The sequence below is a fragment of the Vibrio crassostreae genome, from assembly GCF_024347415.1.
Classification (GTDB): Bacteria; Pseudomonadota; Gammaproteobacteria; order Enterobacterales; family Vibrionaceae; genus Vibrio; species Vibrio crassostreae.
This window is the reverse complement of the sequence record NZ_AP025476.1, coordinates 2,550,804-2,576,260: the sequence shown is the minus strand read 5'-3', so window position 1 is coordinate 2,576,260 and position 25,457 is coordinate 2,550,804. Positions and strand designations below refer to the sequence as shown.

Here is a 25,457-nt window from a genome sequence, read left to right as displayed (position 1 = left end):
AAAGGCCGCTTATCTATTTTAGATAAGCGGCCTTTTGTTATGTGTCTTTTCTAAACGGTCTGGTTTTAAAGCTTAACAAGATACTCGAATTAAGCTTTCTTAAAGATAGAGCTTAGTGACAGAACGTTCTGAATACGAGTCAGAATAGCAGCTTGCTCTTCTTCACTACGTTGTTCACCTTTGGTGTTGCCCCATACTGGACCAGGCCAAGCAATGTCATCTTTGAAACGCGCAATATGGTGAATGTGCAGTTGTGGCACCATATTACCCAGCGCGCCTAGGTTGAGCTTATCCGGTTGGAACGTTGCTTCTAGTGCTTGGCTTACCGCTTGAGATTCATGTAAGAATTGCTGTTGCTCTTTCATTGGTAGGTGGTGCAGCTCTTTCAGGTTGGCACGTTTTGGTACCAAGATAACCCAAGGCACTGCGTTATCTTTGCTTAGTAGTGCTAGGCTCAGAGGAAACTCGCCGATAAGCGTGGTGTCTTTCGCTAACTGTGGGTGAAGTTCAAAGCTCATTATTATTATCCATTTCGATTTCTTGAATTCAGTATACGTTAGATAAAACAAAAGGTTGATGCTCTCACATCAACCTTTGTATTTATTCTTTGTAACCCTAAGGGAATTACATACGCTCTAGAGTATCGATACCTAGAAGCGATAGACCTTGCTTGATAGTCTTCGCTGTTAGTGCAGCAAGCTTCAGACGGCTCTGCTTAACAGTTTCGTCTTCAGCAACTAGGATAGGGCATGCTTCGTAGAAGCTAGAGAATTGACCCGCTAGTTCGAACAGGTAGCTACACATGATGTGTGGTTGACCTTCACGAGCAACAGACTGTACCGCTTCTTCGAATTGTAGAAGTTTCGCGATAAGAGCTTTCTCTTTCTCTTCAGTGATTTTAATTTCACCCTCAAGAGAGTCCATAGAAATGCCAGCTTTAGCAAAGATTGAAGCAACACGAGTGTATGCGTATTGCATGTACGGTGCTGTGTTACCTTCGAACGCAAGCATGTTGTCCCAATCGAACACGTAGTCAGTAGTACGGTGCTTAGAAAGGTCTGCGTACTTAACCGCTGCCATAGCAACCGTGTTAGCGATCACTTTCTTCTCGTCTTCTGCTAGTTCTGGGTTCTTAGATTCGATCAGTTGTGCTGCACGAACTTCTGCTTCATCAAGAAGATCAGCAAGACGAACAGTACCGCCTGCACGAGTCTTGAATGGCTTGCCGTCTTTACCTAGCATCATGCCGAACGCGTGGTGCTCAAGAGAAACAGATTCTGGGATGTAACCTGCTTTACGAACGATAGTCCAAGCTTGCATTAGGTGCTGGTGTTGACGTGAGTCGATGAAGTAAAGAACGCGGTCTGCGCCTAGTTCTTCAAAACGGTATTTTGCACAAGCGATATCAGTGGTTGTGTAAAGGAAGCCGCCGTCACGTTTCTGAATGATAACGCCCATTGGGTCGCCATCTTTGTTTTTGTATTCTTCTAGGAATACAACCTGTGCGCCGTCATCTTCTTTAGCAAGACCTTGCTCTTTTAGGTCAGCAACGATAGTTGGTAGCATGTGGTTGTACATGCTTTCGCCCATTACGTCATCACGCGTTAGAGACACGTTTAGACGATCGTAGTTGCGTTGGTTTTGAATCATTGTAACGTCAACAAGCTTCTTCCACATCTCTGCGCAGAACTCGTCGCCGCTTTGCAGTTTCACAACGTAGCCACGTGCTTTAACTGCGAACTCTTCGTCTTCATCGTAAAGCTTTTTAGATTCACGGTAGAAGCCTTCAAGGTCAGCAAGTTCCATTGAAACTTCACCAGACTCAGCTTGAACGCGCTCAAGGTTTGCGATAAGCATACCGAATTGAGTACCCCAGTCACCGATGTGGTTAGCGCGGATAACATTGTGGCCTAGGAATTCTAGAGTACGAACAACGGCATCACCGATGATCGTTGAACGTAGGTGGCCAACGTGCATTTCTTTAGCAACGTTTGGCGCAGAGTAATCCGCAACAATAGTTTGCGTTTCAGCAACTGCAACACCAAGGCGAGAGTCAGCCAATGCTGCGTCTGCTTGTTTTGCTAGGAAAGCTTCATCTAGGAAGATGTTTAGAAAACCCGGACCTGCGATTTCAACTTTAGACGCGATACCGTCTAGGTTTAGAACGTCCAATACTTTTTGAGCAAATTCTCGTGGGTTAGTGCCTAGTCGTTTAGCAACGCCCATAACGCCGTTTGCTTGGTAGTCACCAAACTGTGGTTTTGCAGATTGACGAACAGCAGCAGGAGAGCCTGCAGGTGCGCCAGCGGCTTCTAGAGCCTGAGATACTTTGTCATTAATAAGTGCTTGGATATTCACACGCGTTTCCTTCAATTCAAGGATGATAAGAGTGGCCGTTAATTCTTGGTCATTAAATTGGTTAATTATGCTTCTAGTTAACGATTTAATGCCAAAATCAGCAGCAGACTCTGTTTAAGTTCACAGAAATGGCGGTAATCATACCAATTTTGTGCGGTTTCTTATAGGTCGAATTGATAGAAAATTAACATTTCCTCAGGGGTTTTTGACAAACAACTTTTGCCAAGCCGAGTTTGAATGTTTAAGGAGTCGAATGAGCATACTTATTGAGTCTATTTTGCAAAAGCAACGCTTGTTGAAGAAAGCAAAACTGATAACATGCTGCCATTAATTGGAGAACACAGACAATGACGATGAGCCTCAAGCAAGCCGAACTCGAACCACAACAAATGATTGCCCGCCTTGATACGTTTATGGCGAAAATTGAGAACCTAGGAAATACACTGGGTTTGGATTTAAGCTTTGCTCAAGCGGATCATATTGCGCTGCGAGTCAATGACACTGAGTTAGCCAAATCTGCGCATCAAGCATGGTCTGAGTACGGCTCTACCATTTCAGAGGCGATGATCAACGGTCGCCCAATTGTGGTGTTGGCTTTCGATGAACCACTGCAAAGCCTTGGTTGGAAGATTGAATGCTTAGAGTTGCCATACCCAGCAGAAGGCAAGATTTACCCGAGCCAAGATTGGGAACACGTTGAGTTCGTGATTCCTTCTCACGCTCAAACGGCTGATGAGTACTTAGCGGATCTGAAAGACACTTACCCGCAATTCGCAGCTAACTTTGAAACGCTGGCTGAGCAAGGCGTTAAGATCAAACTTTCTAGCCCGAAGGGCGAGGGTGAACGTTTGAATAACCCAACGGTTGCATTCAAGTATCAAGGAATTTGTATCAAGCTGCACCCACACTCTTTGAAGAAGATTGTGGAGTCAGAGCAGGCTTAGCTTAAGGTTGTTCAAAGAAGAGATTCCTGATCTCGCTTAGGCTCGTCGGAAAGACGGATACGAATTGGACTTGTGCCATGCTGTCACTTGGTTTGGCCGACGTTTTTCGAGTTGTAGCTTTTGCTAGGTTAGAAAACACCGTCATTCCCGATAGCGACGAAGGAGTGTAGTCGGGAATCCCTTAAAGTTACCCTGAAGATCAAATACAAAAAACGCGCAATGGGTTAACCCTATTGCGCGTTTTTTTATTGGGTGCTAACTGGAAGTCGACCTTAAATAAGCGACTTACAGAATCACAGTCTTGTTGCCGTAAACAAACACGTGATCGTTGATCACCTTGTTGAGCGCCTTACTTAATACGTTCTTCTCTACGTCACGACCCGCTTGCGCCATGTCTTTCGCGCTGAAGTTGTGATCCACTGGGATAACGTCTTGCTTAATGATTGGACCTTCATCTAAATCATTAGTCACGAAGTGTGCCGTTGCACCGATGATTTTTACGCCGCGCTCATACGCTTGTTGGTATGGTTTAGCGCCAATAAACGCTGGCAAGAAACTGTGGTGGATATTGATGATCTTGTGGTTGTACTTTTCAACAAACCCTGGAGTCAGCACTCGCATGTATTTAGCCAAAACAAGGTAATCAGCATCGTATTGGTCAATCACTTCCAGCATTTTTTGCTCATGCTCTTCACGGTTCAGACCTTCGTGAGAAACATGGTGGTAAGGAATGTCAAAACGCTCGGTTAGGCTTTGTAGAATGTCATAGTTGCCAACAACGGCTGCGATTTCTACGTCTAAACTGCCATCGAAGTTCTTCATTAGAATGTCGCCTAGGCAGTGCGCTTCTTTGGTTACAAGAATCACAACACGCTTGCGAGAAGAGCTCATTAGCTTGCGTTTTGCGTTCTCTGGTAGCGCTTGGTCTAAATCGGCTAACAAGGTTTCGTCATTGAAGTAACCCTCTAGCTCGGTGCGCATAAAGAAGTGGCCGCTGGTGTTATCTACGAACTCATTGTTGTGCACAATATTGAGTTGGTGTTTGTAACAAATGTTGGTGATCTTCGAGATGAGGCCTGGGGCATCAGTACAATGTGTTAGTAAAGTTTTTCTTTCCATTTGCATCTTACTTCCATGAAATGTTGCACTTATTATATGAAATCGGGATTCTTCAAATTTAATGCAGGCCGTCGAACGGTGAACTGAGCCGCAATATCACCGTTATAATTAATCTATTATCAAGTTGGTTTCAACAAATTCTGCTGCTCATTTATCGCTTTGATAAATTGCTTGATGTGGAAATATCAGTTTTTAGACAGAAAAACAGGCAGAAGCTTCATTTTTAAAGTTTTGACCGTAGTACGCATTTGAACTTCAACCGAGGCATTTACGCCTTGGCCAAAAATAGAGGTGATACTTATGGATAAAGAGTTACTAGCAAAAAAACTGTACTGCAAGCGAGTGAATTCATTGGCGGGTGGTACGGAGTTAGATGGTAATGTTTTAGATGAAATGTGGGAAAGCAAAACCTCACCAACCGATGCTGCGAAAGCCATGCAGCCTTGCGAGAACCAATTTGAAGGCGCCCCTTGGTTGTCGCGTTACCTCAGCCGCAAATAAAACCCTTTCTTTGATTTCTGTTCCTTTCTCTTTTCAGGACGCTCAGACTAAACCAAACACCTCCGGTGCGAAGTCATTCTTGATTCGCGCCGGCTCACTAAACCTGCCATAATTCGCCTTCTATTTTTCTAAACTTCGTACTCTATGATATCTAAAACGTTTTCTGCTGATGGCGCTCTGGGCAAAGCAATCCCTGGGTTTCAACCAAGACAAGCTCAGTTAGACATGGCTGAAGCGGTTTCACAAGCGATTGAAAAACAAAGCCAATTGGTTGTTGAAGCGGGAACAGGTACCGGTAAGACGTTTGCTTACTTAGTGCCTGCGCTGCTTAGTGGCAAGAAAACCATCATTAGTACGGGGTCTAAAAACCTTCAAGAACAGCTGTTTCATCGCGATTTACCATTAATGGTCGATGCGCTTGGCTTTTATGGTCAAGTTGCGTTACTTAAAGGACGTTCCAACTATTTGTGTTTGGATAGGCTGAGCCGTCAAATGATCGAGAGTCATGGCACTCACACCGATCCAACACTGCTGGCTCAGTTAGTCAAAGTTCGTAGTTGGTCGTCATCCACTCAAACGGGGGATTTAGGTGATTGTGATGATATTGCAGAAGACAGCCTAATCATTCCGACGATTACTTCGACTAACGACAACTGCTTAGGTAAAGAGTGTCCAAGCTATACCGATTGCTTTGTGCTTAAAGCGCGTAAAAAAGCGATGGATTCCGATGTGGTCGTCGTAAACCACCATCTGTTCTTAGCCGATTTAGCGATTAAAGAAACCGGGTTCGGTGAGTTAATCCCAGAAGCAGACGTGTTTATCTTCGATGAAGCCCATCAGCTTCCCGATATTGCCAGCCAATACTTTGGTCAGTCCGTGTCGAGCCGACAGATTAATGAGCTCGCTAAAGACATCGAGATCGCCTACCGAACCGAAGCGAAAGACATGCGTCAGTTACAAAAGGTGGGGGACAGGCTTGTTCAGTCAGCTGCCGACCTACGCATTGTGTTGGGCGATACCGGCTTTCGTGGTAACTGGCGTGAAGCACTAAAGTCTGAGTCAATTGCACGAGAACTTGTTCGTCTACAAGATGCGTTGCAACTGGCCGTCGATGTATTGAAGCTAGCATTGGGTCGAAGCCAACTGTTAGACACCGCTTTTGAACGTGCGAACATGATTAAGTCACGCATTGAACGTGTGTGCGATGTGTCGATTACGGGTTACTCCTATTGGTATGACACAACACCAAGGCAATTCGCTTTGCACATCACACCACTGTCGGTTGCGGATAAATTCCATGAGCAAATCGAACTTAAACCGGGCGCTTGGGTATTTACCTCAGCAACCTTGGCGGTGTCAGATGATTTCGATCACTTTACCTCTCGACTTGGCTTAAAGCCGTCGGCTCAGTTTTCACTGCCGAGTCCATTTGATTATCCGAATCAGGCACGTTTATGTGTGCCTCGTTATCTTCCAGAACCCAATAGTCCGGGTTTGGCGGATAAGTTAGTTCGAATGCTGACTCCGGTGATTGAGCAAAACCAAGGCCGCTGTTTTTTCTTGTGTACTTCACACAGCATGATGAAAGAGTTGGGTGAGCGATTCCGAGAAACCCTCACTGTACCAGTCCTATTACAAGGTGAGACAAGCAAGCAAAAAACCTTAGCCGAGTTCATGGAATTAGGTAACGCATTGCTCGTAGCTACAGGTGCTTTCTGGGAAGGGATAGATGTTAGGGGCGACGCATTAAGCTGTGTTATCATCGATAAATTGCCCTTTACCGCCCCTGATGACCCTTTACTTAAGGCTCGAATCGAGGACTGTAAGTTAAAAGGGGGTGATCCTTTTGCACAGGTACAGTTGCCAGACGCCGTGATTACCTTGAAACAAGGTGTAGGCCGATTGATACGTGACAAGCGCGATAATGGCGCTTTGATTATTTGCGATAACCGATTGGTGACTCGCGATTACGGTGGCATATTTTTGGCGAGTTTACCGCCTATCCCACGTACCCGTGATTTAGGGGTCATTAAAGAATTCTTAGCTAAAGACCATTCAATCGCTGCTGAGTAATTGGCATTGTTGAGCTTAGCCATTATTTTTAGATTAGATAACAGATATTTGAGACACAAATGAGCGCGAAAATTCTTGCAGTAGATACCGCAACTGAAAACTGTTCAGTTGCATTAGTAATGGGTGACCAGGTGTTCGCACGTAGCGAAGAGGCTCCTCGAGACCATACAAAAAAAATTCTACCTATGGTTGATGAAGTACTGAAAGAAGCGAATGTCGCTTTAACCGATATTGATGCTATCGCGTTTGGCCAAGGTCCAGGCAGTTTCACGGGTGTACGTATTGGTATTGGTATTGCTCAAGGCTTGGCTTTTGGTGCGGATTTACCGATGATCGGTGTCTCTACACTGGCTGCGATGGCGCAAGGCAGCTACCGTAAATTTGGTGAAACTCATGTTGCGACAGCGATTGATGCGCGTATGAGTGAAGTGTACTGGGCTCGCTACAGCCGTGAAGAAGATGGTCGTTGGACTGCGGTTGATGCAGAGTGTGTTACACCACCGAGTGAGTTGGCAGCGCAGCTTGAAGCGGACTCTGAAACATGGGCAAAAGTCGGTACAGGTTGGGAAGCGTACGCAGAACATATGGATACTCTAGCGATCAACACCAAAGCATGTGAAGTGCTATTCCCAGAAGCTCAAGATATGGCTTTCCTTGCTCAATTCGCTTATGCAGAAGGCAAGGCGGTTGCAGCAGAAGAGTCTGAGCCTGTTTATCTTCGTGATAAAGTGACTTGGAAAAAACTGCCTGGCCGCGAGTAAATACATATTATTTTGGCTCTGCATTTACTTTGCGGAGCCGCTATTAAAGCCAGACACAAAGTCATTAAATTAGGTACAAAATTTCTTAAGCATGGTTTCAATAAACGGCTTACCTCCTTCTTCGATAGGCAATACATCCAAAACCAATCGAACCAATAAAAAGAATGAGGTAAAAAAAGGCGATGCAAAAACCTCAGTTGGTCAGCCAACTAAGGTCGCGAATGCTGTCTCGCATTCCATTCGCCAAGTCAAAGAATCTGAGATTCACAAAGCTCAGGTTCAGTATGATCTTCCAGAAGGGCGTGGTCGACGTGCGATGGAAGAGTATATGGATGTGATGAATCAAGCTAAAAAAGAGGAACTTGCGAAGCTTATTGGAGTCGATATTTACATCTAGCTTTGTGCTTTTATTTATCCTGTTCTAAGGACCAGCATTATGTTTTCTCTCATTTCTAAATCTCGCTTATTCTTCCTTATCGCTTTCTCTTCGATGGTGATGGGGTGCTCCTCGCTACCTCAAGAACTTAATGCAAACTCTGAACAAGTGGTCACCGATTACCAAGAGTGGGTTAACACAGTGCCTGATGCGGGTGACGTTCGCTTGGGTGGCGTGATTGCTAAAGTAACCAACTTGAAAGATAAGACTCGAGTTGAAGTGGTTAATTTACCTATTTCAAGCAATGGTAAGCCAGATATTGACGCCGAGCCAAAAGGACGTTTTGTTGGTTACATTGATGGCTACGTTGAACCATTGAGCTTTGCTGAAGGCCGCTTAGTCACTTTAGTTGGCACATCAAATGGCACTGAAGATGGCACCATTGGTGATTACCCTTACACCTTCCCAGTCATGAATGTCTACAATCAACGTTTATGGCAGATCACTGAGCGAGTGGTTATCAACGATTTTTCGCCGAACTATTACTCTTGCCGCAGTTTGCATTGTCGCAGTTTTCAAACCATGCCTAAGTCAGGGCGTGTGATTCAAGATGTGGAATAGTCGAACCTTACCCCGACACACTTAACGACAGGGACAACTTAAAATCAATGATTGAAAAGTCATACTCCCTTGCGAGCGGGACGCTTGCCACACAACAGATAGGCAACCCACAAACGACCGCAACGACGGTCGTTTTTATTCATGGGTGGTTGGATAATTCGTCCAGCTTTAATCAGGTTATACAGCAAGTCGCTAAGTTTGCGCCCAATGCTCACCTTGTTGCTATCGATCTCTTCGGACACGGCTTCTCGTCGCATAAATCGGGAAGTTATTACCCATTTCATGATTATATTGATGACTTGCATCAGTTGGTGACTAAATTATCGCCAAACAGACTGGTACTGGTAGGACATTCACTTGGTGCATTGATAGCAAGTTGCTATAGTGCCGCCTTTCCTGAAAAGGTGTCAGGATTAATTCAAATTGAAGGTCACGGACCTCTTTCTGAAGCTCCCCACGAAACAGTCTCTCGCTTGAGGGATGGGGTACTCAGTCGTCTTCGACAGCGAAGAAAGCCTTCACGTCCTCTGGCAAGCCTTGAGGATGCTATTAAGCTGAGAGCTCACGCCAACCAAATTAATGCTGAATTAATCGCTCCTATTGTTGAGCGAGGTATTGTCGAGTTCGAGAACTCTTGGCAATGGCGATGCGACCCTAATCTAAAATGTGACTCGTTATATCGAATGTCACAGGCGCACGCTGAAGCGATTATGGCGGCTATTGAATGCCCTCAATTAATAATCCTAGGGAATGGTGGATTCCGACATTTGCAGCATAATCGCTACAAATCAGTGCATAGTCCTCTGCATATAGAGACTGTTCCTGGCGGACATCATTGTCATTTAGAGAGCCCAGAGCTAGTTTCAGAGCTAATTCTTGGTGTAGTTAACAAAATTTAAACAAGTGTTTGAGCCTTTTAGTGCTCATGCACTAAAGCTGTGCTGTAATACCGCAATGATAAAAAGCGGCGAAGCAGTCGTCAGCTGATAAACGAGGAGTAACATCGTGGATAAACCTTGGCTTTCACGTTATCCAAGTGACGTACCAGAAACGATCAACCCAGATCAGTACCCATCTCTTGTAGAAATGTTTGAACAGTCGGTACAGAAGTACGCAGACCAACCTGCATTCGAGAACATGGGCTCGATTATGACATTCCGTAAGCTAGAAGAGCGCAGCCGTGCTTTTGCCGCTTACCTGCAGAATGACTTGAAACTGAAGAAGGGCGATCGCGTCGCGCTAATGATGCCAAACCTACTGCAATACCCAATTGCACTATTTGGTGTATTGCGTGCAGGTATGATTGCAGTGAACGTCAACCCACTGTACACACCTCGTGAGCTTGAGCATCAACTGAACGATTCTGGTGCAAAGGCGATTGTTATCGTATCTAACTTTGCGAGCACGCTAGAGAAAGTGGTTGATAACACGCCGGTTAAACACGTTGTACTCACCAGCCTAGGGCAAATGCTGCCACGCGCGAAAGGTACAATTGTCGATTTCGTAGTGAAGTACGTAAAAGGCATGGTGCCTAAGTATGACCTGCCGGGTGCTATCTCATTCAGAAAAGCACTGCACAAAGGTCGCCGTCTTCAGTATGTGAAGCCGTTTATGGCGGGTGATGACATTGCATTCCTACAGTACACGGGTGGTACAACGGGTGTAGCTAAGGGCGCAATCCTAACGCACCGCAATATGATTGCGAATGTACTTCAAGCGAAAGGGGCTTACGGTCCTGTTCTGCAAGAAGGCCGCGAGTTGGTTGTAACAGCACTGCCGCTTTACCACGTATTTGCACTGACCGTGAACTGCTTACTGTTTGTTGAGATGGGTGGTCGTAACCTTCTAATTACTAACCCTCGTGATATTCCAGGTTTCATTAAAGAGCTACAAAAGGTTCCGTTTACCGCGATTACTGGCGTAAATACCCTGTTCAATGCGTTGGTAAATAACGAAGATTTCCATGAATTGGATTTCAGTAACATGCGTTTATCTGTTGGCGGCGGCATGGCGGTTCAACGCGCTGTTGCTGAGCAATGGAAGAAAGCAACAGGCGTTCACCTATTGGAAGGCTATGGGTTAACCGAGTGTTCACCACTGGTAACGGGTAACCCATACGATCTAAAAGACTACACAGGTGCAATCGGCCTACCTGTACCATCGACAGAAGTTCGTATTGTTGATGATGAAGGGAAAGTAGTAGGCAATGACCAAGTGGGTGAGTTGCAGGTTCGTGGCCCTCAAGTGATGCAAGGTTACTGGCAGCGCCCTGAAGCGACTAAAGAAGTGATCGATCAAGACGGTTGGCTATCTACAGGTGACATCGTTAAGTTTGATGACGAAGGCTTGTTGTACATCGTAGACCGTAAGAAAGACATGATTCTTGTGTCTGGATTCAACGTTTACCCGAACGAGATTGAAGACGTAGTGGCTCTGCATGGCAAAGTGTTAGAAGTAGCAGCTATCGGCCAGCCTCATGAAGTGTCTGGTGAGTTAGTTAAGATCTACGTGGTTAAGCGTGACCCTAGCCTAACCAAAGAAGACATTATCGCGCACTGTCGTGAGCACCTAACGGGTTACAAGATCCCTAAATTAGTCGAGTTCAGAGATGATCTTCCAAAGACTAACGTAGGTAAGATCTTACGCCGCGTACTGCGTGAAGAAAACGATGCAGAACTTGCGAAACGCGCTAGCAAATAATTAGCCCGTTTACGCGAAAGTACTGCACCATAACCATTGAGGCGCTTAATCTAAGCGAGCGCTGAAAAATGGTGTTAGAATGCCGACAGTTAATGTCGGCATTTTTGTATCCGGCGATCAAATAGAAACCAGTGAGAGTTTTTGTGGATTATCAAATCATTACCCAATTGAAAGACCTTGAGCGAGTTTGCCAACAAGCACGTGAAGCCGATGTCGTTATGCTTGATACGGAGTTCGTTCGTACAAGAACCTATTACCCTCAATTAGGCTTGATTCAGTTATTTGATGGTGAAACGCTGTCACTGATTGACCCTATTGCTCTTGGTGAAATGACACCATTTGTTGGATTGTTGAAAGATGCTTCTGTTCTGAAAGTACTGCACGCTTGCGGTGAAGATTTGGAAGTGTTCCAGAACGCATTCGGTTGTACGCCAACTCCAATGGTCGACACACAGATCATGGCGGCTTTCTTGGGTCATGGTTTATCAACAGGCTTTGCTGCTCTGGTTTCAGAGTTTGTCGGTGTCGAGCTCGATAAGAGTGAATCTCGCACTGACTGGCTAGCGCGTCCGCTTTCTCAAAAGCAATTGGACTACGCGGCGGCAGATGTGCATTACCTGATGCCAATGTACAACAAGCTTCTTGAAAAAGTGATGGAAGCTGGCTGGTGGGAAGCGGCTCAACAAGAGTCTGATTTACAAGTTGCCAAGCGCATCCGTAAAGTAAACCCAGATACTGCCTACCTTGATATTAAAGGGGCATGGCAGCTTAAACCTAAGCAGCTAGCGATCTTACGACCTCTAGCAACTTGGCGTCTAAAAGAAGCAATCAAGCGCGATTTAGCGCTGAACTTTGTCTTCAAAGAACAAGACCTATGGGCTGTGGCTCGTTTCGCGATGAAAGATCCTAAGCACATGGAGCAAGAAGGTTTTGATTACCGCTCTGTACGCCGCCATGGTGCGAAGATCAGCTCAATCGTTAAGTTGGCGGAACACACGCCTGAAGAAGAGTACCCAGCACCAGTAGAACGTTTAATGGACTTCCCTGGCTACAAGCAACTTTTCAAAGTGCTGAAAGATGAAGTGAAAACAGCATCACAGCACAGCGGTTTGGCTACGGAATTCTTAGCATCTAAGAAGCAACTTAACCAAGTGTTAAGCTGGGTGTGGAAGCACGATCGTAACCCAGAAAAACTGCCTGATGTTATGCAAGGCTGGCGTTTAGATCTGGTTGGCGAAAAGCTGAATAAAGCGATTAAGTAACCTGTTCTTGTTCTAAGAGTTAGCCAGTTACAGATATAAAATGCAGACACAAAAAAGAGAGCCTAGGCTCTCTTTTTTATTTAATCTGCTGACTACTTACAAGATAACGAAGATCACTTATCGTCTTCTGGTAGCTTAACATTCAGCTCTAATACTGAGATGTCGTCATCTTTGTGTTCGAACGTCAGATCAACCATTGATGGATCTACCTCAACGTACTTTGCAATACACTTCAAGATGTCTTCTTTCAGTTGCGGTAAGTACGATGGAGCAGGGTCGTCATGACTGCGGCGCTCAGCAACAATGATCTGCAAACGCTCTTTGGCTAGGTTTGCGGTCGTCTTTTTCTGTGGTCTGAAAAACTCTAGTAATGACATTGCGTATTAGCCCCCGAACAGTCTTTTGAAGATGCCTTTCTTCTGTTCCGTTAAGAAACGGAAGTCCACTTGGCTACCTAGTAGTCGCTCTACAGTATCATTGTAAGCCATACCTGCGTCGGTTGCTTCGTCAAAGATAACTGGAACACCCTTGTTCGATGCATTCAGTACCGCTTGGCTCTCTGGAATCACGCCCAGTAGAGAGATGTGTAGGATCTCTTCAACGTCTTCAACACTTAGCATCTCACCTTGAGTTACGCGTGCTGGGTTGTAGCGAGTCAGTAGAAGGTGAGTTTTCACAGGCTCCAAGCCGTCTTCTGAACGACGAGATTTAGAGTCAAGAATACCTAGAATACGGTCTGAGTCGCGTACAGAAGAGACTTCAGGGTTAGTCGTTACAATCGCTTCATCAGCAAAGTACAACGCCATTAGAGCGCCTTGTTCGATACCCGCAGGAGAATCACAGATGATGAAATCAAAGCCCATTTCATCTAGCTCATCAAATACGCGACGAACACCGTCTTTGGTTAGTGCATCTTTATCACGAGTTTGAGAAGCAGGAAGAATGAACAGGTTCTCTGTGCGCTTGTCTTTGATCATCGCTTGGTTCAGCGTAGCTTCACCATTGATAACGTTAACGAAATCGTAAACGACACGACGCTCACAACCCATGATTAAATCTAGGTTACGCAGACCGATATCAAAGTCGATAACTGCGGTTTTTTTCCCTTTTAAAGCCAGACCCGAGGCAATAGCTGCACTAGAGGTCGTTTTGCCTACCCCGCCTTTACCTGACGTTACAACGATAATGCGTGCCATTCTGTTTTCCTTTTATTTCTCTTATATTGCGAGGACGTCAACGTGTAATACATCGTTTGCCATACTGAACATGGTTTTCTTCTGCCAGTACTCGCTTTCAATTTGATCGCTGAGCCAGTAATTTCCCGCAATGGATACCAGCTCGGCTTGTAAATCATTACAAATTATTTTTGCTTCAGTTTGACCACTTGCACCGGCAATTGCGCGGCCGCGTAGTGTGCCATGAATATGGATGCTGCCATCGGCAATCACTTCCGCGCCTGCACTTACATGGCTGAGAATCAATAGATCGCCATCTTTCGCATAAACCTGCTGACCAGAACGAATAGGGGTTCTAATCACTTTAATCGGCGCCATCTTAGCGGGTGCTTGTGACGGAGATTTACTTGCCGTCATGACAGCAAAACCGGCTTCTTTCGCTAGATTTTGCATACGCTTATCTGAACAGCCAGCCACGCCAACCGGAATCATACCCGCTTGAGAGATACCATTTTTCAGTTGCACAAAATCGATATCGCCTGCGACTTTGCTGATGTTGATAACAACAGGCGCGGCGGCGAAAAATGTGGGTGCTTGGTCTACTTTCTCTTGAAGAAAAGAGACTGCATTTTCGACTTGATCATCGGATAAGTGCAAAACAGATAGCGTAAAGCTGCTACCTTTTAGATCTGGGTTACTAGACATCGAAAAACTACAGGACCTCAATAGCGAATTGGTACAATTTCTTTATTAATAAAATAAAGGGCATTGCCTGAAACTAGGTTTATCATGTTATATTCCCAGACCAAGCACAGCAAGTAATCTTGTTGTCAAATGAACGTTTTGTTCCCAATATTTCCCTAACATAAACTATTGATCTCGCAAGTGAGAGTTTTGTAGTCATAAACATTTAAAAAAGGTTTGTCATGCTGTGTTCTATATATAAAAGCTCAAAGAAAGAAGGAACATACCTTTATATTCCTAAGAAGGATGATTTTTCACAAGTTCCTGACGCATTGATGCAAATGTTTGGTAAACCTAGTTTTGTAATGGTAATTAAAATGGATGGCCGTAAACTGGCTCAAGTGAACATCGAAAAAGTGAAAGAATCACTGAATACCGATGGTTTCTTTTTGCAAGTTCCGCCACCACCAGTTAACGAACTTGAACTTCATAAAGAGCGTAAAGCTCAACAGAAATCTCAAGACGAAGAGTGATAGCCACCTCAATTCAAGGAGGAGTGATCGTTGAGTAAATTTTCGAAAAGCATATTGGCGGTGTCGGCATTACTTTTAGGTAATAGCTTGGCCATTGGCTCAGTACACGCTCAAGAACTGAGTTTCGAGCAATATGTAGAAAAACTAAAGCAACAAGGCCGTGAAGAAGGCATCTCTGAAGCGATCATTGATGAAGCCTTTGATGGTGTGACGTTTAAACCAAGAGCGGTCAAAGCGGATAAAAACCAACCGGAGAAAAAGCTGACTCTGGATGAATACATCCCACGAGCGGTACCAGATTGGAAAGTGAAGCAAGCAAGGTCACTTTATAAGAAGCATTATACAGCGTTAAAACGTATTGGTGATGAATATGGCGTTCAGCCGCGATTCATTGTCGCGCTATGGGGTGTTGAGAGTAACTTCGGTAAGTTCACCGGTAATTACAGCGTAATCGACGCTTTAACGACCATGGCTTACGAAGGGCGCAGAGAGGCGTTTTTCCGCAGCGAAGCGATTGCGGCGTTAACCATTCTTGACCAAGGCCATATTGCACCAAAAGAGATGAAAGGCTCTTGGGCGGGCGCAATGGGTCAGCCTCAATTTATGCCAAGCTCATTCTTAGCATATGCGGCTGATGGTAATGGCGACGGTAAGAAAGACATTTGGGGCACTGAAGAAGACGTATTTGCTTCAGCGGCAAATTATCTCAGCCAATCAGGATGGGATGACAAATATACTTGGGGTCGTCAGGTTCATGTTCCGTCATCTGTGTCGATCGATTTACAAGGTCGAACTGAAGACAAAGCGAAATACTTAAAAGAGTGGTCTGAACTCGGTATTAAGCGTTATGACGATCGCCCACTGCCAACACTTGATGAAGACATTAAAGCTTGGTTAATCATGCCGGATGATGAAACCGGACGTTCGTACCTCATTTATAACAACTACAATGTGTTAATGAAGTGGAATCGTTCTTACTACTTTGCTTTGGCAGTAAGCCACCTAGCCGACAGAATTAAGTTTGATTAATCGGCCTGATTTGATTAGTAGACTTAATTTGGTTAATTGATTTAGGTCGCTTTGAATAGCATTTGGCCTACCATAGGCAGAACGAACTAAAGGACTCTTCGGAGTCCTTTTTGATTTTATATTTTAGAGATTTGAGAAGGTGGCCTTGTGCTAACAGATAGAGCTGCACAGATGGTGATATTCCATGCGTTAATTAAGCATGAAGGCTTTACCAGTGCTGCAAAGAGCTTAAATGTTTCAGTGTCTCATATCAGCAAGCAAGTCGCTTTGCTTGAAGACTCGATAGGAATCAAGCTGGTGCAAAGGACAACACGAAGCCTCACGCTTACCGAAGCGGGAGACGTGTTCTATCAACACTGTGAGCAGCTGTTTAACACGGTGAAATCAGCTCAGATGGATATGGACAGCCAGCGCGATGATATCTCTGGAATACTGCGCGTCGGTTTGTCGCAGTCATTTGGCACGCTGCATATCATTCCCGCGATCGACCAACTCAGACAGCTTTACCCACAGCTGAGAATCGAGGTCCACTTGTTCGATTATAAGGTGGATATGATTGAAGAGCGTTTGGATCTCTGGATCACCAACAATGAAGACTTGCCTGAAGGTTACATTGCGCAGCGATTAGCCGACAGCCAGTTTGTGGTGGCTGCATCACCGGATTATCTGATTAAGGCCGGGACGCCGCATGTGCCTTCTGATCTGATTGACCACAATTGCCTTATCTATCGCAGCCGAGAGCGAGATTACACATCGTGGGCGTTTGATAACGGGCAAGAAAACCTTAGTGTTAAAGTCGCGGGCGATTATTCAGTCGATTTGGCTGAGGCTGTACGAGACGCAGCAGTATCAGGGTGGGGTGTTGCTTATTTGGCGACTTACTTAGTGAAAGAAGAGTTTAGAACGGGCAAGTTGATTCAAGTATTACCAGAGTGGAGAGCCAGTCAGCTGATGCCATTCTATGCTGTTTACCCAAGCAGAAAGAACATGCCGAAGAAGCTTTCAGCGGTGATTGAGTTCATTAAAGATCATATAGGGTCGCCGACGTATTGGGACAAAAACCTCAAAACTTGTGTTGAACTGCATCGCTAACTGTTTCCTAATCTATAAATATAATTTCCATATGGAAAAAGTACGCTTTTTAATCAAAGTTAATTATTAAAATTCAATAACTTAATTATACTCATAGTTAAATCTTGATTACCCCAACATCACGTTAACAACCTCAGCTTGCCGCAAACGATTTCCTCTATAGAATGCGTCGCCTTTCCTATCTACAACTTTTAGGTTGACGCACATGGCTTCCCTACTTGGAATTATCACTATTTTAGTTGCCGCTTGGTTACTATCTACGGACAGAAAAAATATTCCACTAAGAACAGTCTCTTTGGCTTTCTTATTACAAATCTCATTCGCGCTGTTGGTTTTGTATGTACCAATGGGTAAAGAAGCGTTGAATGCAGCCACGGGTGCGGTATCTAGCTTGATCAACTACGGTCAAGAGGGGATTAACTTTCTATTTGGTGGCCTAACGAATAACGGATTTGTTTTCGCGATTAATGTTCTTGGCATCATTATCTTTTTCTCTGCATTGATTTCAGGTTTGTACCACATTGGCTTTATGCCAAAGGTGATCAACCTTATTGGTGGTGCGCTACAGAAGTTCTTGGGTACAGGTCGTGCAGAATCACTGTCTGCGACTGCCAACATCTTTGTCGGCATGATTGAAGCGCCATTGGTGGTTAAACCTTACCTAAAGCACATGACGGATTCACAACTGTTTGCTGTGATGGTGTGTGGTTTGGCTTCTGTAGCTGGTGGTACGTTAGTGGGTTATGCATCGCTTGGCGTTGACCTAAACTTCCTGATCGCTGCGGCATTTATGTCTGCACCTGCCGGTCTATTGATGGCTAAAATCTTAGTACCTGGCAGCCCAGATGACGCTCAAGAAAATATTGAGTCTGATGTAGAAATTCCACGAGCAACAAACGTAGTTGAGGCAATGGCAGATGGGGCTATGTCTGGACTTCGTATTGCCGTTGCAGTGGGTGCAACACTTCTTGCCTTTATCAGTGTGATTGCAATGCTGAATGGCTTGCTAGGTATTGTTGGTGGCTGGTTTGGCGTAAACTTAAGCTTCGAACTTATCCTAGGTTATGTGTTTGCACCCGTTGCATGGCTAATCGGTGTACCGTGGTCTGAGGCTGTGGTTGCAGGTTCATTGATCGGTAACAAGATTGTCGTGAACGAGTTCGTGGCTTTCATCCAGCTAATGGATGCTAAAGAGGCACTGAGTGAGCACTCACAAGCGATCGTAACTTTTGCTCTATGTGGCTTTGCTAACATCTCTACTATGGCAATTCTGATTGGTGGTTTGGGTAGCTTAGTTCCAGAGCGTCGCTCTTTCATCTCACAATATGGCTTCAAAGCAATTTGTGCGGGTGTGTTTGCTAACCTAATGAGTGCAGCGATTGCTGGTGTTGTACTTTCTCTGTAGCTAACTGATCATGACTTTACTCTCCCTATAGTAAAGTGACTGATTAATCACAATAATATTCGGTTAGCGTGAAAAAGAGAGCCTATAGTGTAAGAACGTAGGCTTTCTTATTTCATTGAATAGTTTGTACCACAGGGTGTGGTGCAAACCTTTTAGGGGCACAAATGGATTTGTCGATTACTTCTTCTTTGGCGTTAATTGGACTCTTGTCTTTAGCTTGTCAGCTGCTCGGTTGGCGTTTACGTCTTCCCGCTATTCTTCCTCTCCTTATCGTCGGCCTATTGTTAGGTCCTGGCTTGAATATCTTAAATCCCGATGCCATTTTTGGTGATGTGCTGTTTCCTATGATTTCATTAGGGGTTGCCATCATCCTGTTTGAAGGGGCATTAACCCTAAATTTCAAAGAAATCAGAGGCCATGGCCGGATGGTGACTCACCTCGTGAGTTTCGGCATGTTGATTACCTGGGCGTGTATCGTGGTCGGTGCTTACTACTTTGTGGACTTTAGTTGGCCGTTAGCCGCACTGTTTGGTGCATTAGTCGTGGTAACTGGCCCAACGGTGATCGTACCCATGCTTCGCAGTATTCAGCCTAAATCCTCCTTAGGCAGTATCTTGCGATGGGAAGGGATAGTGATTGATCCCATTGGCGCTCTGTTTGCTGTTCTGGTTTATGAATACATAGTCTCTTCGGCCGATCCTACAGGACATGTACTTTCAGCTCTGGGACTAACCTTAGCCATTGGTTTAGGTTTAGGGATCATCGGTGGCTATTTGATTGCCAAGATGCTGCAAGGGCATTGGGTACCGCACTATTTACGTAATGTGGCCGTATTGACGCTAATGCTCGCTGCGTTCTCTTTCTCGAATGACTTGAGTGAAGAATCGGGTTTATTAACCGTGACCATCATGGGGATCTGGCTTGCCAACGTGAAAGGCTTGGATATCGAAGACATCATCGAATTCAAAGAAACCCTGACCGTGTTACTCATTTCTGCGTTGTTTATTTTGCTAGCCAGTCGACTCGATTCGGGGACTTTCCTTTCGATAGGTTGGGGCGGTATAGGGTTGTTAGCGGTGGTTATGCTGGTGGCTCGTCCGTTAAGCGTGTGGATCAGCGGGATCGGTACGGATCTTACTTCGGCGGATAAATGGTTTTTGAGTTGGATGGCACCTCGCGGGATCGTAGCAGCCGCGGTTTCTTCTCTGTTTGCTATCAAACTGCAAGAGAAGCAATTGATTGAAGGCGCAGATCTACTGGTGCCAATGGTGTTCTTAGTCATTATTGGTACGGTTGTTATTCAGAGTTTTACCGCAAGCTGGTGGGCGAGAAGGTTAGGTGTGACTCAAGAGAAAGCACAAGGGGTGATTTTCTTTGGCGCAACTCATTTCGCAAGACAGTTTGCCAAGGTTCTAGCCACACACAATATCAACAGTGTGCTTGCCGATACCAACTGGGAGAGCATTCGTTTGGCGAGGATGGATAATTTGAATGTCTACTTTGGTAACCCAGCTTCAAGCCACGCGGAAAACAATCTGGAATTGGATGGGATAGGGCGTGCGATGATCGTCTCGCCTTATCGTCAAACCAACCCGTTAGTCAGCATGCATTACCAAGATGAATTTGGTGCCAATAAGGTGTTTGAGCTTGAATCGTCAGAGACTAAGCATGAAAGGCATCAAGTGAGTCGCGATGGTAATCGAAGTTTGTTTTCTGAAGGAATTACCTACTCCAAGCTCAACTCGTTAATGGCTCAGGGTAGCCAAATTAAAAGTACAGGTTTGACCGAGGCATTTGATTTAAACGAGTTTAACGCGCTGTACCCTAAAGCCATTCCTCTTGGGGTGATTACTGGCGGTGATTTCCGTTTGATTACACAAGGATCTGAGTTGGAAAAACTCATATCAACGGAGTGTGAGCTTATTAGTTTATTACCGCCTTCTGAACAGACGGAAAAAGTCGAGAATCCAGATAAGTAGTGAATAGCAGCGTATCAAAAGCGAGTCGCCCTGTTTCAAAACGAATGTCTAAGTATCAAAAAAGCCGCAGCGTTCATCACGTTGTGAACTGACCCCCAATAGTTGGACACCAATTATTGGGGGTCTTTTTATGTCCAAATATAGCCGAGAGCTAAAATGTATCATTGCTAAGCAATACTTAGATGGCACGTCATCTCTCTACTTAGCCAAACAATATTCAATTTCGTCAAGACAGATTCGGTATTGGGCTCAAGTGTTTGCCATCCACGGCACTGCTTCATTTTTACCAACTAAGCATGCTGCTACTGCTCAGACAAAACGAAAAGCATTGAATTTAATGTGGACGAATGAATGGTCTCTCACGCACACTAGCGCTGTATTAAACCTCTCATCCCCTGGGATACTCTCTGTCTGGCTCAAACGATTTAATGAGCTGGGTATCAAAGGGCTCAAAATGCGCCAGAAAGGAAGACCCTCAATGAAACAGCAACCTCAACGTACCACTAAGCCTGATAATGAAATGACGCTTGAGGAGCTAAAAGAGGAGTTGGTCTACTTACGAACCGAGAATGCCGTTCTAAAAAAGTTGGAAGAGTTGGAGCAGGAAAAAAACCGTCGAACAAAGAAAAAGCGGTCATAGCTCTAACTCTTAAAGGCAAGTACCCACTAAAGCACTTACTGCACACTCTACAGCTGGCAAAAAGTGTCTTTTATTATCAGGCTCAAACGAGCAAGCGCCCAAATAGCTACGAACGTGAGCTGCGGTTGATAAAGTCAATTTATCATGAACATAAGGGTCGATACGGCTACCGCCGTATTCACTTGGAACTAAAAAATCAGGGGGTCGTGCTTAATCACAAAACGGTTCAAAGACTTATGGCTCAGCTGAACCTTAAATCGACAGTCAGGATTAAAAAGTATCGTTCATACCGAGGAGAGTCTGGAACAGCAGCTCCCAACGTGCTTGAAAGAGATTTTAGTGCGACTCAACCCGACGAAAAGTGGGTAACTGATGTCACGGAGTTCAAAGTCAAAGAGCAGAAAGTATACTTGTCTCCCATTGTCGACTTGTTTACTCAGGAAGTGGTTGCTTATAGAGTGGCCCAAAATGCCTGCTTGCCGCTTGTCACGGATATGCTGACGGAGGCTATATCAAAGCTGAAACCCAACTCAAAGCCAATTATACACAGCGATCAAGGTTGGCAATATCGCCATCGACAGTATCAGAAAAAGGTAGCGGAGAGTGGGTTAACGCAAAGCATGTCGAGAAAAGGTAACTGCTTGGATAATGCGGTTGCTGAAAACTTTTTTGCTTTACTCAAAACAGAGATGTATCACAACCAAAGCTTTGAAGATGCAGATGCTCTGATAGAGCAAATTAAAGAATACATCGAGTACTACAATACCAAACGTATAAAAGTGAAACTAAAAGGCCTGACTCCGATAGAATATCGAACTCAGGCCTTGAAAGCCGCTTAACAGAAATGTCCAACTTTACGGGGTCACTTCATTGCGGCTTTCTAATTTTATTTATATGCGCTGCGGATTATTTCGAGTGAAATTGCTCACAAGCGATCATGGTGTTCTCGATTAGGCTCGCAACTGTCATTGGACCAACACCACCCGGTACAGGCGTGATGAAGCTTGCGCTTTCTTTCGCTACGTCGTATTCAACGTCACCCACTAGTTTGCCAGATTCCAAACGGTTGATACCCACATCGACCACAACAGCGCCTTTCTTGATCCAAGCACCTGGAATGAAGTTTGGCTTACCTACGGCAACTACAACAACGTCTGCTTGACGCACGTGGCCTTCAAGGTCTTTGGTGAAGCGGTGACATGTTGTCGTTGTACAACCTGCTAGAAGAAGCTCTAGCGTCATTGGGCGACCTACGATGTTTGATGCGCCAACGACAACCGCGTGCTTACCACGTAAATCGATGTTGTAACGGTCAAGCAGCGTGATGATGCCTTTTGGCGTACAAGAGCGAAGCTTAGGCATACGCTGAGCCAAACGGCCGACATTGTATGGGTGGAAGCCATCAACGTCTTTTTCTGGCGTGATACGCTCAAGAACGTGAGTGCTATCAATACCAGCAGGTAGAGGCAGTTGAACCAGAATACCGTCGATCTCTGGGTCTTGGTTCAGTTGGTCTACCAGTGTTAACAATTCGTCTTCTGTCGCAGTGGCTGGCAAGTCGTAAGATTTAGACACGAAGCCAACTTCTTCACACGCTTTACGCTTACTTCCAACGTAAACCTGAGAAGCAGGGTCTTCACCCACTAAAACAACCGCTAGGCCCGGAGCGCGTAATCCAGCTTCAGTACGAGCTTTTACACGTGCAGCAACTTCGGAGCGAACCGTTTGAGAAATTAGCTTTCCATCAATATTTTGAGCAGTCATGAATTTCCTTAGTATTGATATTCAAGTTAGTGGCTGATGTTTTTGGCGCATTATTCCAGAAAATCTTTTTGATTACCATCAAGCAAACGTTTGCTTTGTTCTATTTTCCAACACTTATATGTTTGTTGCCCTTTTTTTACCCACTTAGATCAGAATGTTACATAAAGCCGTTGCTTTACTGATTCGAATTCGTATAATTCGTTCCTGTAGCGCGCCCTTAGCTCAGCTGGATAGAGCACCTCCCTTCTAAGGAGGTGGTCGAAGGTTCGAATCCTTCAGGGCGTGCCATTATTTAAAGAAACCCGATAACTCTCCGAGTTGTCGGGTTTTTTGCTTTCCTACCATAATAAAAATACTCTTCTCAAAGCGCCACTCATTTCCCCCGCGTTATTCATTTCATTCGGCTCATGTAATAGAAAGTTAAAATTGTTCGTTTTTTGGGGTTTACATCATTTGGTAATAAAGCCACTATGAATTTACGAAGAATAGACAAGTAAAGCTGTTCGCCAGTGGGTTTAGGAATCAAACCTTCTGCTCAATAGCTGATTTAGAGGAAGTAATGGCAGGAAACAGTATCGGACAACATTTCCGCGTGACCACGTTCGGAGAAAGTCACGGTATCGCACTAGGATGTATCGTAGATGGGTGCCCACCAGGATTAGAAATTACCGAAGCAGACCTTCAAAGAGATTTGGACCGTCGTCGCCCTGGTACTTCTCGTTATACAACGGCTCGCCGTGAAGCGGATGAAGTGAAAATCTTATCAGGTGTATTTGAAGGCCAAACTACGGGCACTTCTATTGGTCTATTGATTGAAAATACAGACCAACGCTCTAAAGACTATTCCGAAATTAAAGACAAATTCCGCCCCGGACACGCTGATTATACGTACCATCAAAAGTACGGTGTGCGTGATTACCGAGGTGGTGGTCGTTCTTCAGCTCGTGAAACTGCAATGCGTGTTGCGGCTGGTGCGATTGCGAAGAAATACCTAAAACAAGAATTTGGTGTTGAAATCCAAGCTTACCTTTCTCAAATGGGTGATATCTCAATTGATAAAGTGGATTGGAACGAGATTGAAAACAACGCTTTCTTCTGTCCAGATGCCGACAAAGTACCAGAATTTGATCAACTGATTCGTGACTTGCTAAAAGAAGGCAACTCGATTGGTGCGAAGATTCAAGTGGTTGCGACTAAAGTGCCTGTAGGCCTTGGTGAGCCAATCTTTGATCGTCTAGATGCTGACATTGCTCACGCTCTAATGAGCATCAATGCGGTGAAAGGTGTTGAGATTGGTGATGGTTTTGACGTCGTTAATCAACGCGGTAGTGAACACCGTGATCCATTAACGCCAGAAGGTTTCAGCAGCAACCATGCTGGCGGTATCTTAGGTGGTATTTCTACTGGCCAAGATATTGTTGCAAGCATTGCGCTTAAACCAACATCAAGCATTACCGTTCCTGGTGACACGATCACTAAAGACGGTGAAGCAACGCAACTAATCACTAAAGGTCGTCATGACCCATGTGTAGGTATCCGTGCCGTGCCGATCGCAGAAGCGATGTTAGCGATTGTATTGCTTGATCACTTGCTACGTCACCGTGGTCAAAACTTTGGTGTGACAACTGAAACGCCAAAAATCTAGTTCTGCTTCGTTGTAATCGGAACAGATTTGAAACTGATTTGATAAAAACAAAAAGGGTTGCTTCGTAATGAAGCAACCCTTTTTTATATTCTGCGTAATTGAGAATATATTATCTAATGTACCGAGCTTTCAGGATCAAGCTGGAACGAAGGTAAACGCCACTTGAATCGTACAGCCGCCATACGCAGCAAGTAACCAACCACAAGCGTCACAATCGTCGCGGTTACGTCGTTAATGCCAAGTTCAAGCAAACCTAGGTATAAACCTGAAGCGACAAGTGCGACAGAGGCATATAGCTCTTCATGCAACACCAATGGTGTTTGACGACAGATGAGGTCGCGTAGTAAACCACCAAAGACACCCGTGACTAGCGCAGACACCATGCAGATCATTGGATGTAGACCCATGGTGATCGCTACCTTAGTACCAATGATACTGAACACGATAAGCCCTAGTGCATCTAAACGAATGAATAGCCCTTTGAGCTTGATAACCCATTTAGCCAGTCCGGTTGTAATAACACCTGCGATACAGGTGATTGCCAGATACTGTGGGTTTTCAACCCAACCTAAAGGGTAATGGCCGAGTAAGATATCTCGTACTGTACCGCCGCCAATTGCCGTTGCACTGGCAACCAACATTACACCAAACCAATCCATTTTTTGTTTGCCAGCACTGAGAGCGCCGGTCATGGCTTCTGCCGTGATGCCAATGATATACAAAACACTTAGTAGCATTGCTGTAGCTCTATAATATAGGTCTATAAATTGGAGTCTTATAGGCCTTAGGGATATAA

25 protein-coding genes and 1 tRNA gene are annotated in these 25,457 nt (G+C 44.9%); 18 read left to right on the top strand and 8 right to left on the bottom strand.

Annotated features, from left to right (window positions below; genetic code table 11):
- Window positions 1-89: 89 nt before the first annotated feature.
- Window positions 90-518, bottom strand: a complete 429-nt coding sequence (locus OC193_RS11395) for an HIT domain-containing protein (RefSeq protein WP_048664634.1) — start codon at window positions 516-518, stop codon at window positions 90-92.
- A gap of 106 nt (window positions 519-624) precedes the next feature.
- Entirely contained in the window at window positions 625-2,358 is a 1,734-nt protein-coding gene (gene argS, locus OC193_RS11390) for an arginine--tRNA ligase (protein ID WP_048664632.1), read from the bottom strand.
- Window positions 2,359-2,705: 347 nt separating this feature from the next.
- On the opposite strand from argS, the gene OC193_RS11385 reads away from it, so the two are divergent.
- Window positions 2,706-3,302 carry a VOC family protein gene (locus OC193_RS11385; protein WP_048664630.1) on the top strand — a complete coding sequence of 199 codons (597 nt, stop codon included), beginning with the start codon at window positions 2,706-2,708 and terminating at the stop codon, window positions 3,300-3,302.
- Between the two features lie 285 nt (window positions 3,303-3,587).
- Here the strand turns inward: OC193_RS11385 and purU are convergent, their stop codons facing one another.
- Window positions 3,588-4,421 (bottom strand): formyltetrahydrofolate deformylase, encoded by an 834-nt coding sequence (gene purU, locus OC193_RS11380; RefSeq protein ID WP_048664639.1) that lies wholly within the window; start codon window positions 4,419-4,421, stop codon window positions 3,588-3,590.
- 300 nt (window positions 4,422-4,721) lie between these two features.
- Here purU and OC193_RS11375 point away from each other — a divergent pair, with 300 nt between their 5' ends.
- The 8 genes from OC193_RS11375 (at window position 4,722) to rnd (ending at window position 12,715) form a co-directional block, all read left to right on the top strand.
- Window positions 4,722-4,922, top strand: a complete 201-nt coding sequence (locus tag OC193_RS11375) for a hypothetical protein (protein WP_048664628.1) — start codon at window positions 4,722-4,724, stop codon at window positions 4,920-4,922.
- A gap of 144 nt (window positions 4,923-5,066) precedes the next feature.
- On the top strand, window positions 5,067-6,995 hold the full coding sequence (locus OC193_RS11370; RefSeq protein WP_048664627.1) for an ATP-dependent DNA helicase: 1,929 nt from the start codon (window positions 5,067-5,069) through the stop codon (window positions 6,993-6,995).
- A gap of 59 nt (window positions 6,996-7,054) precedes the next feature.
- Window positions 7,055-7,756, top strand: coding sequence for a tRNA (adenosine(37)-N6)-threonylcarbamoyltransferase complex dimerization subunit type 1 TsaB (gene tsaB, locus OC193_RS11365; protein WP_048664625.1), 702 nt, complete (start codon window positions 7,055-7,057; stop codon window positions 7,754-7,756).
- 91 nt (window positions 7,757-7,847) lie between these two features.
- The gene (locus OC193_RS11360; RefSeq protein WP_017074520.1) at window positions 7,848-8,153 is read left to right on the top strand and encodes a hypothetical protein; all 306 of its coding nucleotides are present in this window, start codon (window positions 7,848-7,850) and stop codon (window positions 8,151-8,153) included.
- A gap of 39 nt (window positions 8,154-8,192) precedes the next feature.
- Window positions 8,193-8,753: a Slp family lipoprotein gene (locus OC193_RS11355; protein ID WP_048664623.1), complete on the top strand. Its 561-nt coding sequence runs from the start codon at window positions 8,193-8,195 to the stop codon at window positions 8,751-8,753.
- A gap of 47 nt (window positions 8,754-8,800) precedes the next feature.
- Window positions 8,801-9,652, top strand: a complete 852-nt coding sequence (locus OC193_RS11350) for an alpha/beta fold hydrolase (RefSeq protein WP_048664622.1) — start codon at window positions 8,801-8,803, stop codon at window positions 9,650-9,652.
- Window positions 9,653-9,758: 106 nt separating this feature from the next.
- The gene (gene fadD, locus OC193_RS11345; protein WP_048664620.1) at window positions 9,759-11,453 is read left to right on the top strand and encodes a long-chain-fatty-acid--CoA ligase FadD; all 1,695 of its coding nucleotides are present in this window, start codon (window positions 9,759-9,761) and stop codon (window positions 11,451-11,453) included.
- A 143-nt stretch (window positions 11,454-11,596) separates the two neighbouring features.
- Window positions 11,597-12,715, top strand: coding sequence for a ribonuclease D (rnd, locus tag OC193_RS11340; RefSeq protein ID WP_048664619.1), 1,119 nt, complete (start codon window positions 11,597-11,599; stop codon window positions 12,713-12,715).
- 113 nt (window positions 12,716-12,828) lie between these two features.
- Here the strand turns inward: rnd and minE are convergent, their stop codons facing one another.
- From minE to minC, 3 genes are read right to left on the bottom strand one after another with little or no spacing between them, the layout of a single operon-like run.
- On the bottom strand, window positions 12,829-13,092 hold the full coding sequence (gene minE, locus OC193_RS11335) for a cell division topological specificity factor MinE (protein ID WP_004737949.1): 264 nt from the start codon (window positions 13,090-13,092) through the stop codon (window positions 12,829-12,831).
- A gap of 6 nt (window positions 13,093-13,098) precedes the next feature.
- Window positions 13,099-13,911: a septum site-determining protein MinD gene (minD, locus tag OC193_RS11330; RefSeq protein WP_009848498.1), complete on the bottom strand. Its 813-nt coding sequence runs from the start codon at window positions 13,909-13,911 to the stop codon at window positions 13,099-13,101.
- A 21-nt stretch (window positions 13,912-13,932) separates the two neighbouring features.
- On the bottom strand, window positions 13,933-14,595 hold the full coding sequence (gene minC / locus OC193_RS11325; protein WP_017063419.1) for a septum site-determining protein MinC: 663 nt from the start codon (window positions 14,593-14,595) through the stop codon (window positions 13,933-13,935).
- Between the two features lie 221 nt (window positions 14,596-14,816).
- On the opposite strand from minC, the gene OC193_RS11320 reads away from it, so the two are divergent.
- The 7 genes from OC193_RS11320 (at window position 14,817) to OC193_RS11290 (ending at window position 22,091) form a co-directional block, all read left to right on the top strand.
- Window positions 14,817-15,107: a YcgL domain-containing protein gene (locus OC193_RS11320; protein WP_017062372.1), complete on the top strand. Its 291-nt coding sequence runs from the start codon at window positions 14,817-14,819 to the stop codon at window positions 15,105-15,107.
- A gap of 30 nt (window positions 15,108-15,137) precedes the next feature.
- Window positions 15,138-16,136 (top strand): lytic murein transglycosylase, encoded by a 999-nt coding sequence (locus tag OC193_RS11315; RefSeq protein ID WP_048664618.1) that lies wholly within the window; start codon window positions 15,138-15,140, stop codon window positions 16,134-16,136.
- 171 nt (window positions 16,137-16,307) lie between these two features.
- The gene (locus OC193_RS11310; protein WP_080967320.1) at window positions 16,308-17,228 is read left to right on the top strand and encodes a LysR family transcriptional regulator; all 921 of its coding nucleotides are present in this window, start codon (window positions 16,308-16,310) and stop codon (window positions 17,226-17,228) included.
- Between the two features lie 205 nt (window positions 17,229-17,433).
- Window positions 17,434-18,633 carry a NupC/NupG family nucleoside CNT transporter gene (locus OC193_RS11305; RefSeq protein ID WP_019826134.1) on the top strand — a complete coding sequence of 400 codons (1,200 nt, stop codon included), beginning with the start codon at window positions 17,434-17,436 and terminating at the stop codon, window positions 18,631-18,633.
- 164 nt (window positions 18,634-18,797) lie between these two features.
- Complete coding sequence (locus OC193_RS11300; RefSeq protein WP_048664616.1) at window positions 18,798-20,612, top strand: cation:proton antiporter; 1,815 nt, start codon at window positions 18,798-18,800, stop codon at window positions 20,610-20,612.
- A 130-nt stretch (window positions 20,613-20,742) separates the two neighbouring features.
- Entirely contained in the window at window positions 20,743-21,252 is a 510-nt protein-coding gene (locus OC193_RS11295; RefSeq protein WP_261978623.1) for a helix-turn-helix domain-containing protein, read from the top strand.
- Window positions 21,249-22,091, top strand: coding sequence for an IS3 family transposase (locus tag OC193_RS11290; protein WP_123961588.1), 843 nt, complete (start codon window positions 21,249-21,251; stop codon window positions 22,089-22,091). Before OC193_RS11295 ends, OC193_RS11290 begins: the two co-directional genes overlap by 4 nt.
- Before the next feature lie 67 nt (window positions 22,092-22,158).
- On the opposite strand, the gene folD is transcribed toward OC193_RS11290, so the two are convergent.
- On the bottom strand, window positions 22,159-23,016 hold the full coding sequence (folD, locus tag OC193_RS11285; protein WP_017629535.1) for a bifunctional methylenetetrahydrofolate dehydrogenase/methenyltetrahydrofolate cyclohydrolase FolD: 858 nt from the start codon (window positions 23,014-23,016) through the stop codon (window positions 22,159-22,161).
- A gap of 211 nt (window positions 23,017-23,227) precedes the next feature.
- Here folD and OC193_RS11280 point away from each other — a divergent pair.
- Both OC193_RS11280 and aroC read left to right on the top strand, forming a co-directional pair.
- Window positions 23,228-23,304: transfer RNA gene (locus OC193_RS11280), tRNA-Arg, on the top strand.
- Between the two features lie 271 nt (window positions 23,305-23,575).
- A complete protein-coding gene (gene aroC, locus OC193_RS11275) occupies window positions 23,576-24,661 on the top strand; it encodes a chorismate synthase (RefSeq protein ID WP_004734182.1) in 1,086 nt (361 codons plus the stop codon).
- 113 nt (window positions 24,662-24,774) lie between these two features.
- Here the strand turns inward: aroC and OC193_RS11270 are convergent, their stop codons facing one another.
- Complete coding sequence (locus tag OC193_RS11270) at window positions 24,775-25,398, bottom strand: trimeric intracellular cation channel family protein (RefSeq protein ID WP_048662021.1); 624 nt, start codon at window positions 25,396-25,398, stop codon at window positions 24,775-24,777.
- Window positions 25,399-25,457 lie beyond the last annotated feature (59 nt).

Excerpts from the sequence above, each read along its gene's own strand:
- OC193_RS11310 (WP_080967320.1), top strand. The coding sequence starts at position 16,308 with ATGGTGATATTCCATGCGTTAATTAAGCATGAAGGCTTTACCAGTGCT.
- OC193_RS11300 (WP_048664616.1), top strand. The coding sequence starts at position 18,798 with ATGGATTTGTCGATTACTTCTTCTTTGGCGTTAATTGGACTCTTGTCT.
- OC193_RS11320 (WP_017062372.1), top strand. The coding sequence starts at position 14,817 with ATGCTGTGTTCTATATATAAAAGCTCAAAGAAAGAAGGAACATACCTT.
- OC193_RS11360 (WP_017074520.1), top strand. The coding sequence starts at position 7,848 with ATGGTTTCAATAAACGGCTTACCTCCTTCTTCGATAGGCAATACATCC.
- OC193_RS11270 (WP_048662021.1), bottom strand. The coding sequence starts at position 25,398 with ATGCTACTAAGTGTTTTGTATATCATTGGCATCACGGCAGAAGCCATG.
- OC193_RS11355 (WP_048664623.1), top strand. The coding sequence starts at position 8,193 with ATGTTTTCTCTCATTTCTAAATCTCGCTTATTCTTCCTTATCGCTTTC.
- OC193_RS11375 (WP_048664628.1), top strand. The coding sequence starts at position 4,722 with ATGGATAAAGAGTTACTAGCAAAAAAACTGTACTGCAAGCGAGTGAAT.
- OC193_RS11370 (WP_048664627.1), top strand. The coding sequence starts at position 5,067 with ATGATATCTAAAACGTTTTCTGCTGATGGCGCTCTGGGCAAAGCAATC.
- minC (WP_017063419.1), bottom strand. The coding sequence starts at position 14,595 with ATGTCTAGTAACCCAGATCTAAAAGGTAGCAGCTTTACGCTATCTGTT.
- OC193_RS11395 (WP_048664634.1), bottom strand. The coding sequence starts at position 518 with ATGAGCTTTGAACTTCACCCACAGTTAGCGAAAGACACCACGCTTATC.
- OC193_RS11305 (WP_019826134.1), top strand. The coding sequence starts at position 17,434 with ATGGCTTCCCTACTTGGAATTATCACTATTTTAGTTGCCGCTTGGTTA.
- minE (WP_004737949.1), bottom strand. The coding sequence starts at position 13,092 with ATGTCATTACTAGAGTTTTTCAGACCACAGAAAAAGACGACCGCAAAC.
- aroC (WP_004734182.1), top strand. The coding sequence starts at position 23,576 with ATGGCAGGAAACAGTATCGGACAACATTTCCGCGTGACCACGTTCGGA.
- purU (WP_048664639.1), bottom strand. The coding sequence starts at position 4,421 with ATGGAAAGAAAAACTTTACTAACACATTGTACTGATGCCCCAGGCCTC.
- OC193_RS11350 (WP_048664622.1), top strand. The coding sequence starts at position 8,801 with ATGATTGAAAAGTCATACTCCCTTGCGAGCGGGACGCTTGCCACACAA.
- OC193_RS11385 (WP_048664630.1), top strand. The coding sequence starts at position 2,706 with ATGACGATGAGCCTCAAGCAAGCCGAACTCGAACCACAACAAATGATT.
- OC193_RS11295 (WP_261978623.1), top strand. The coding sequence starts at position 20,743 with ATGTCCAAATATAGCCGAGAGCTAAAATGTATCATTGCTAAGCAATAC.
- folD (WP_017629535.1), bottom strand. The coding sequence starts at position 23,016 with ATGACTGCTCAAAATATTGATGGAAAGCTAATTTCTCAAACGGTTCGC.
- minD (WP_009848498.1), bottom strand. The coding sequence starts at position 13,911 with ATGGCACGCATTATCGTTGTAACGTCAGGTAAAGGCGGGGTAGGCAAA.
- tsaB (WP_048664625.1), top strand. The coding sequence starts at position 7,055 with ATGAGCGCGAAAATTCTTGCAGTAGATACCGCAACTGAAAACTGTTCA.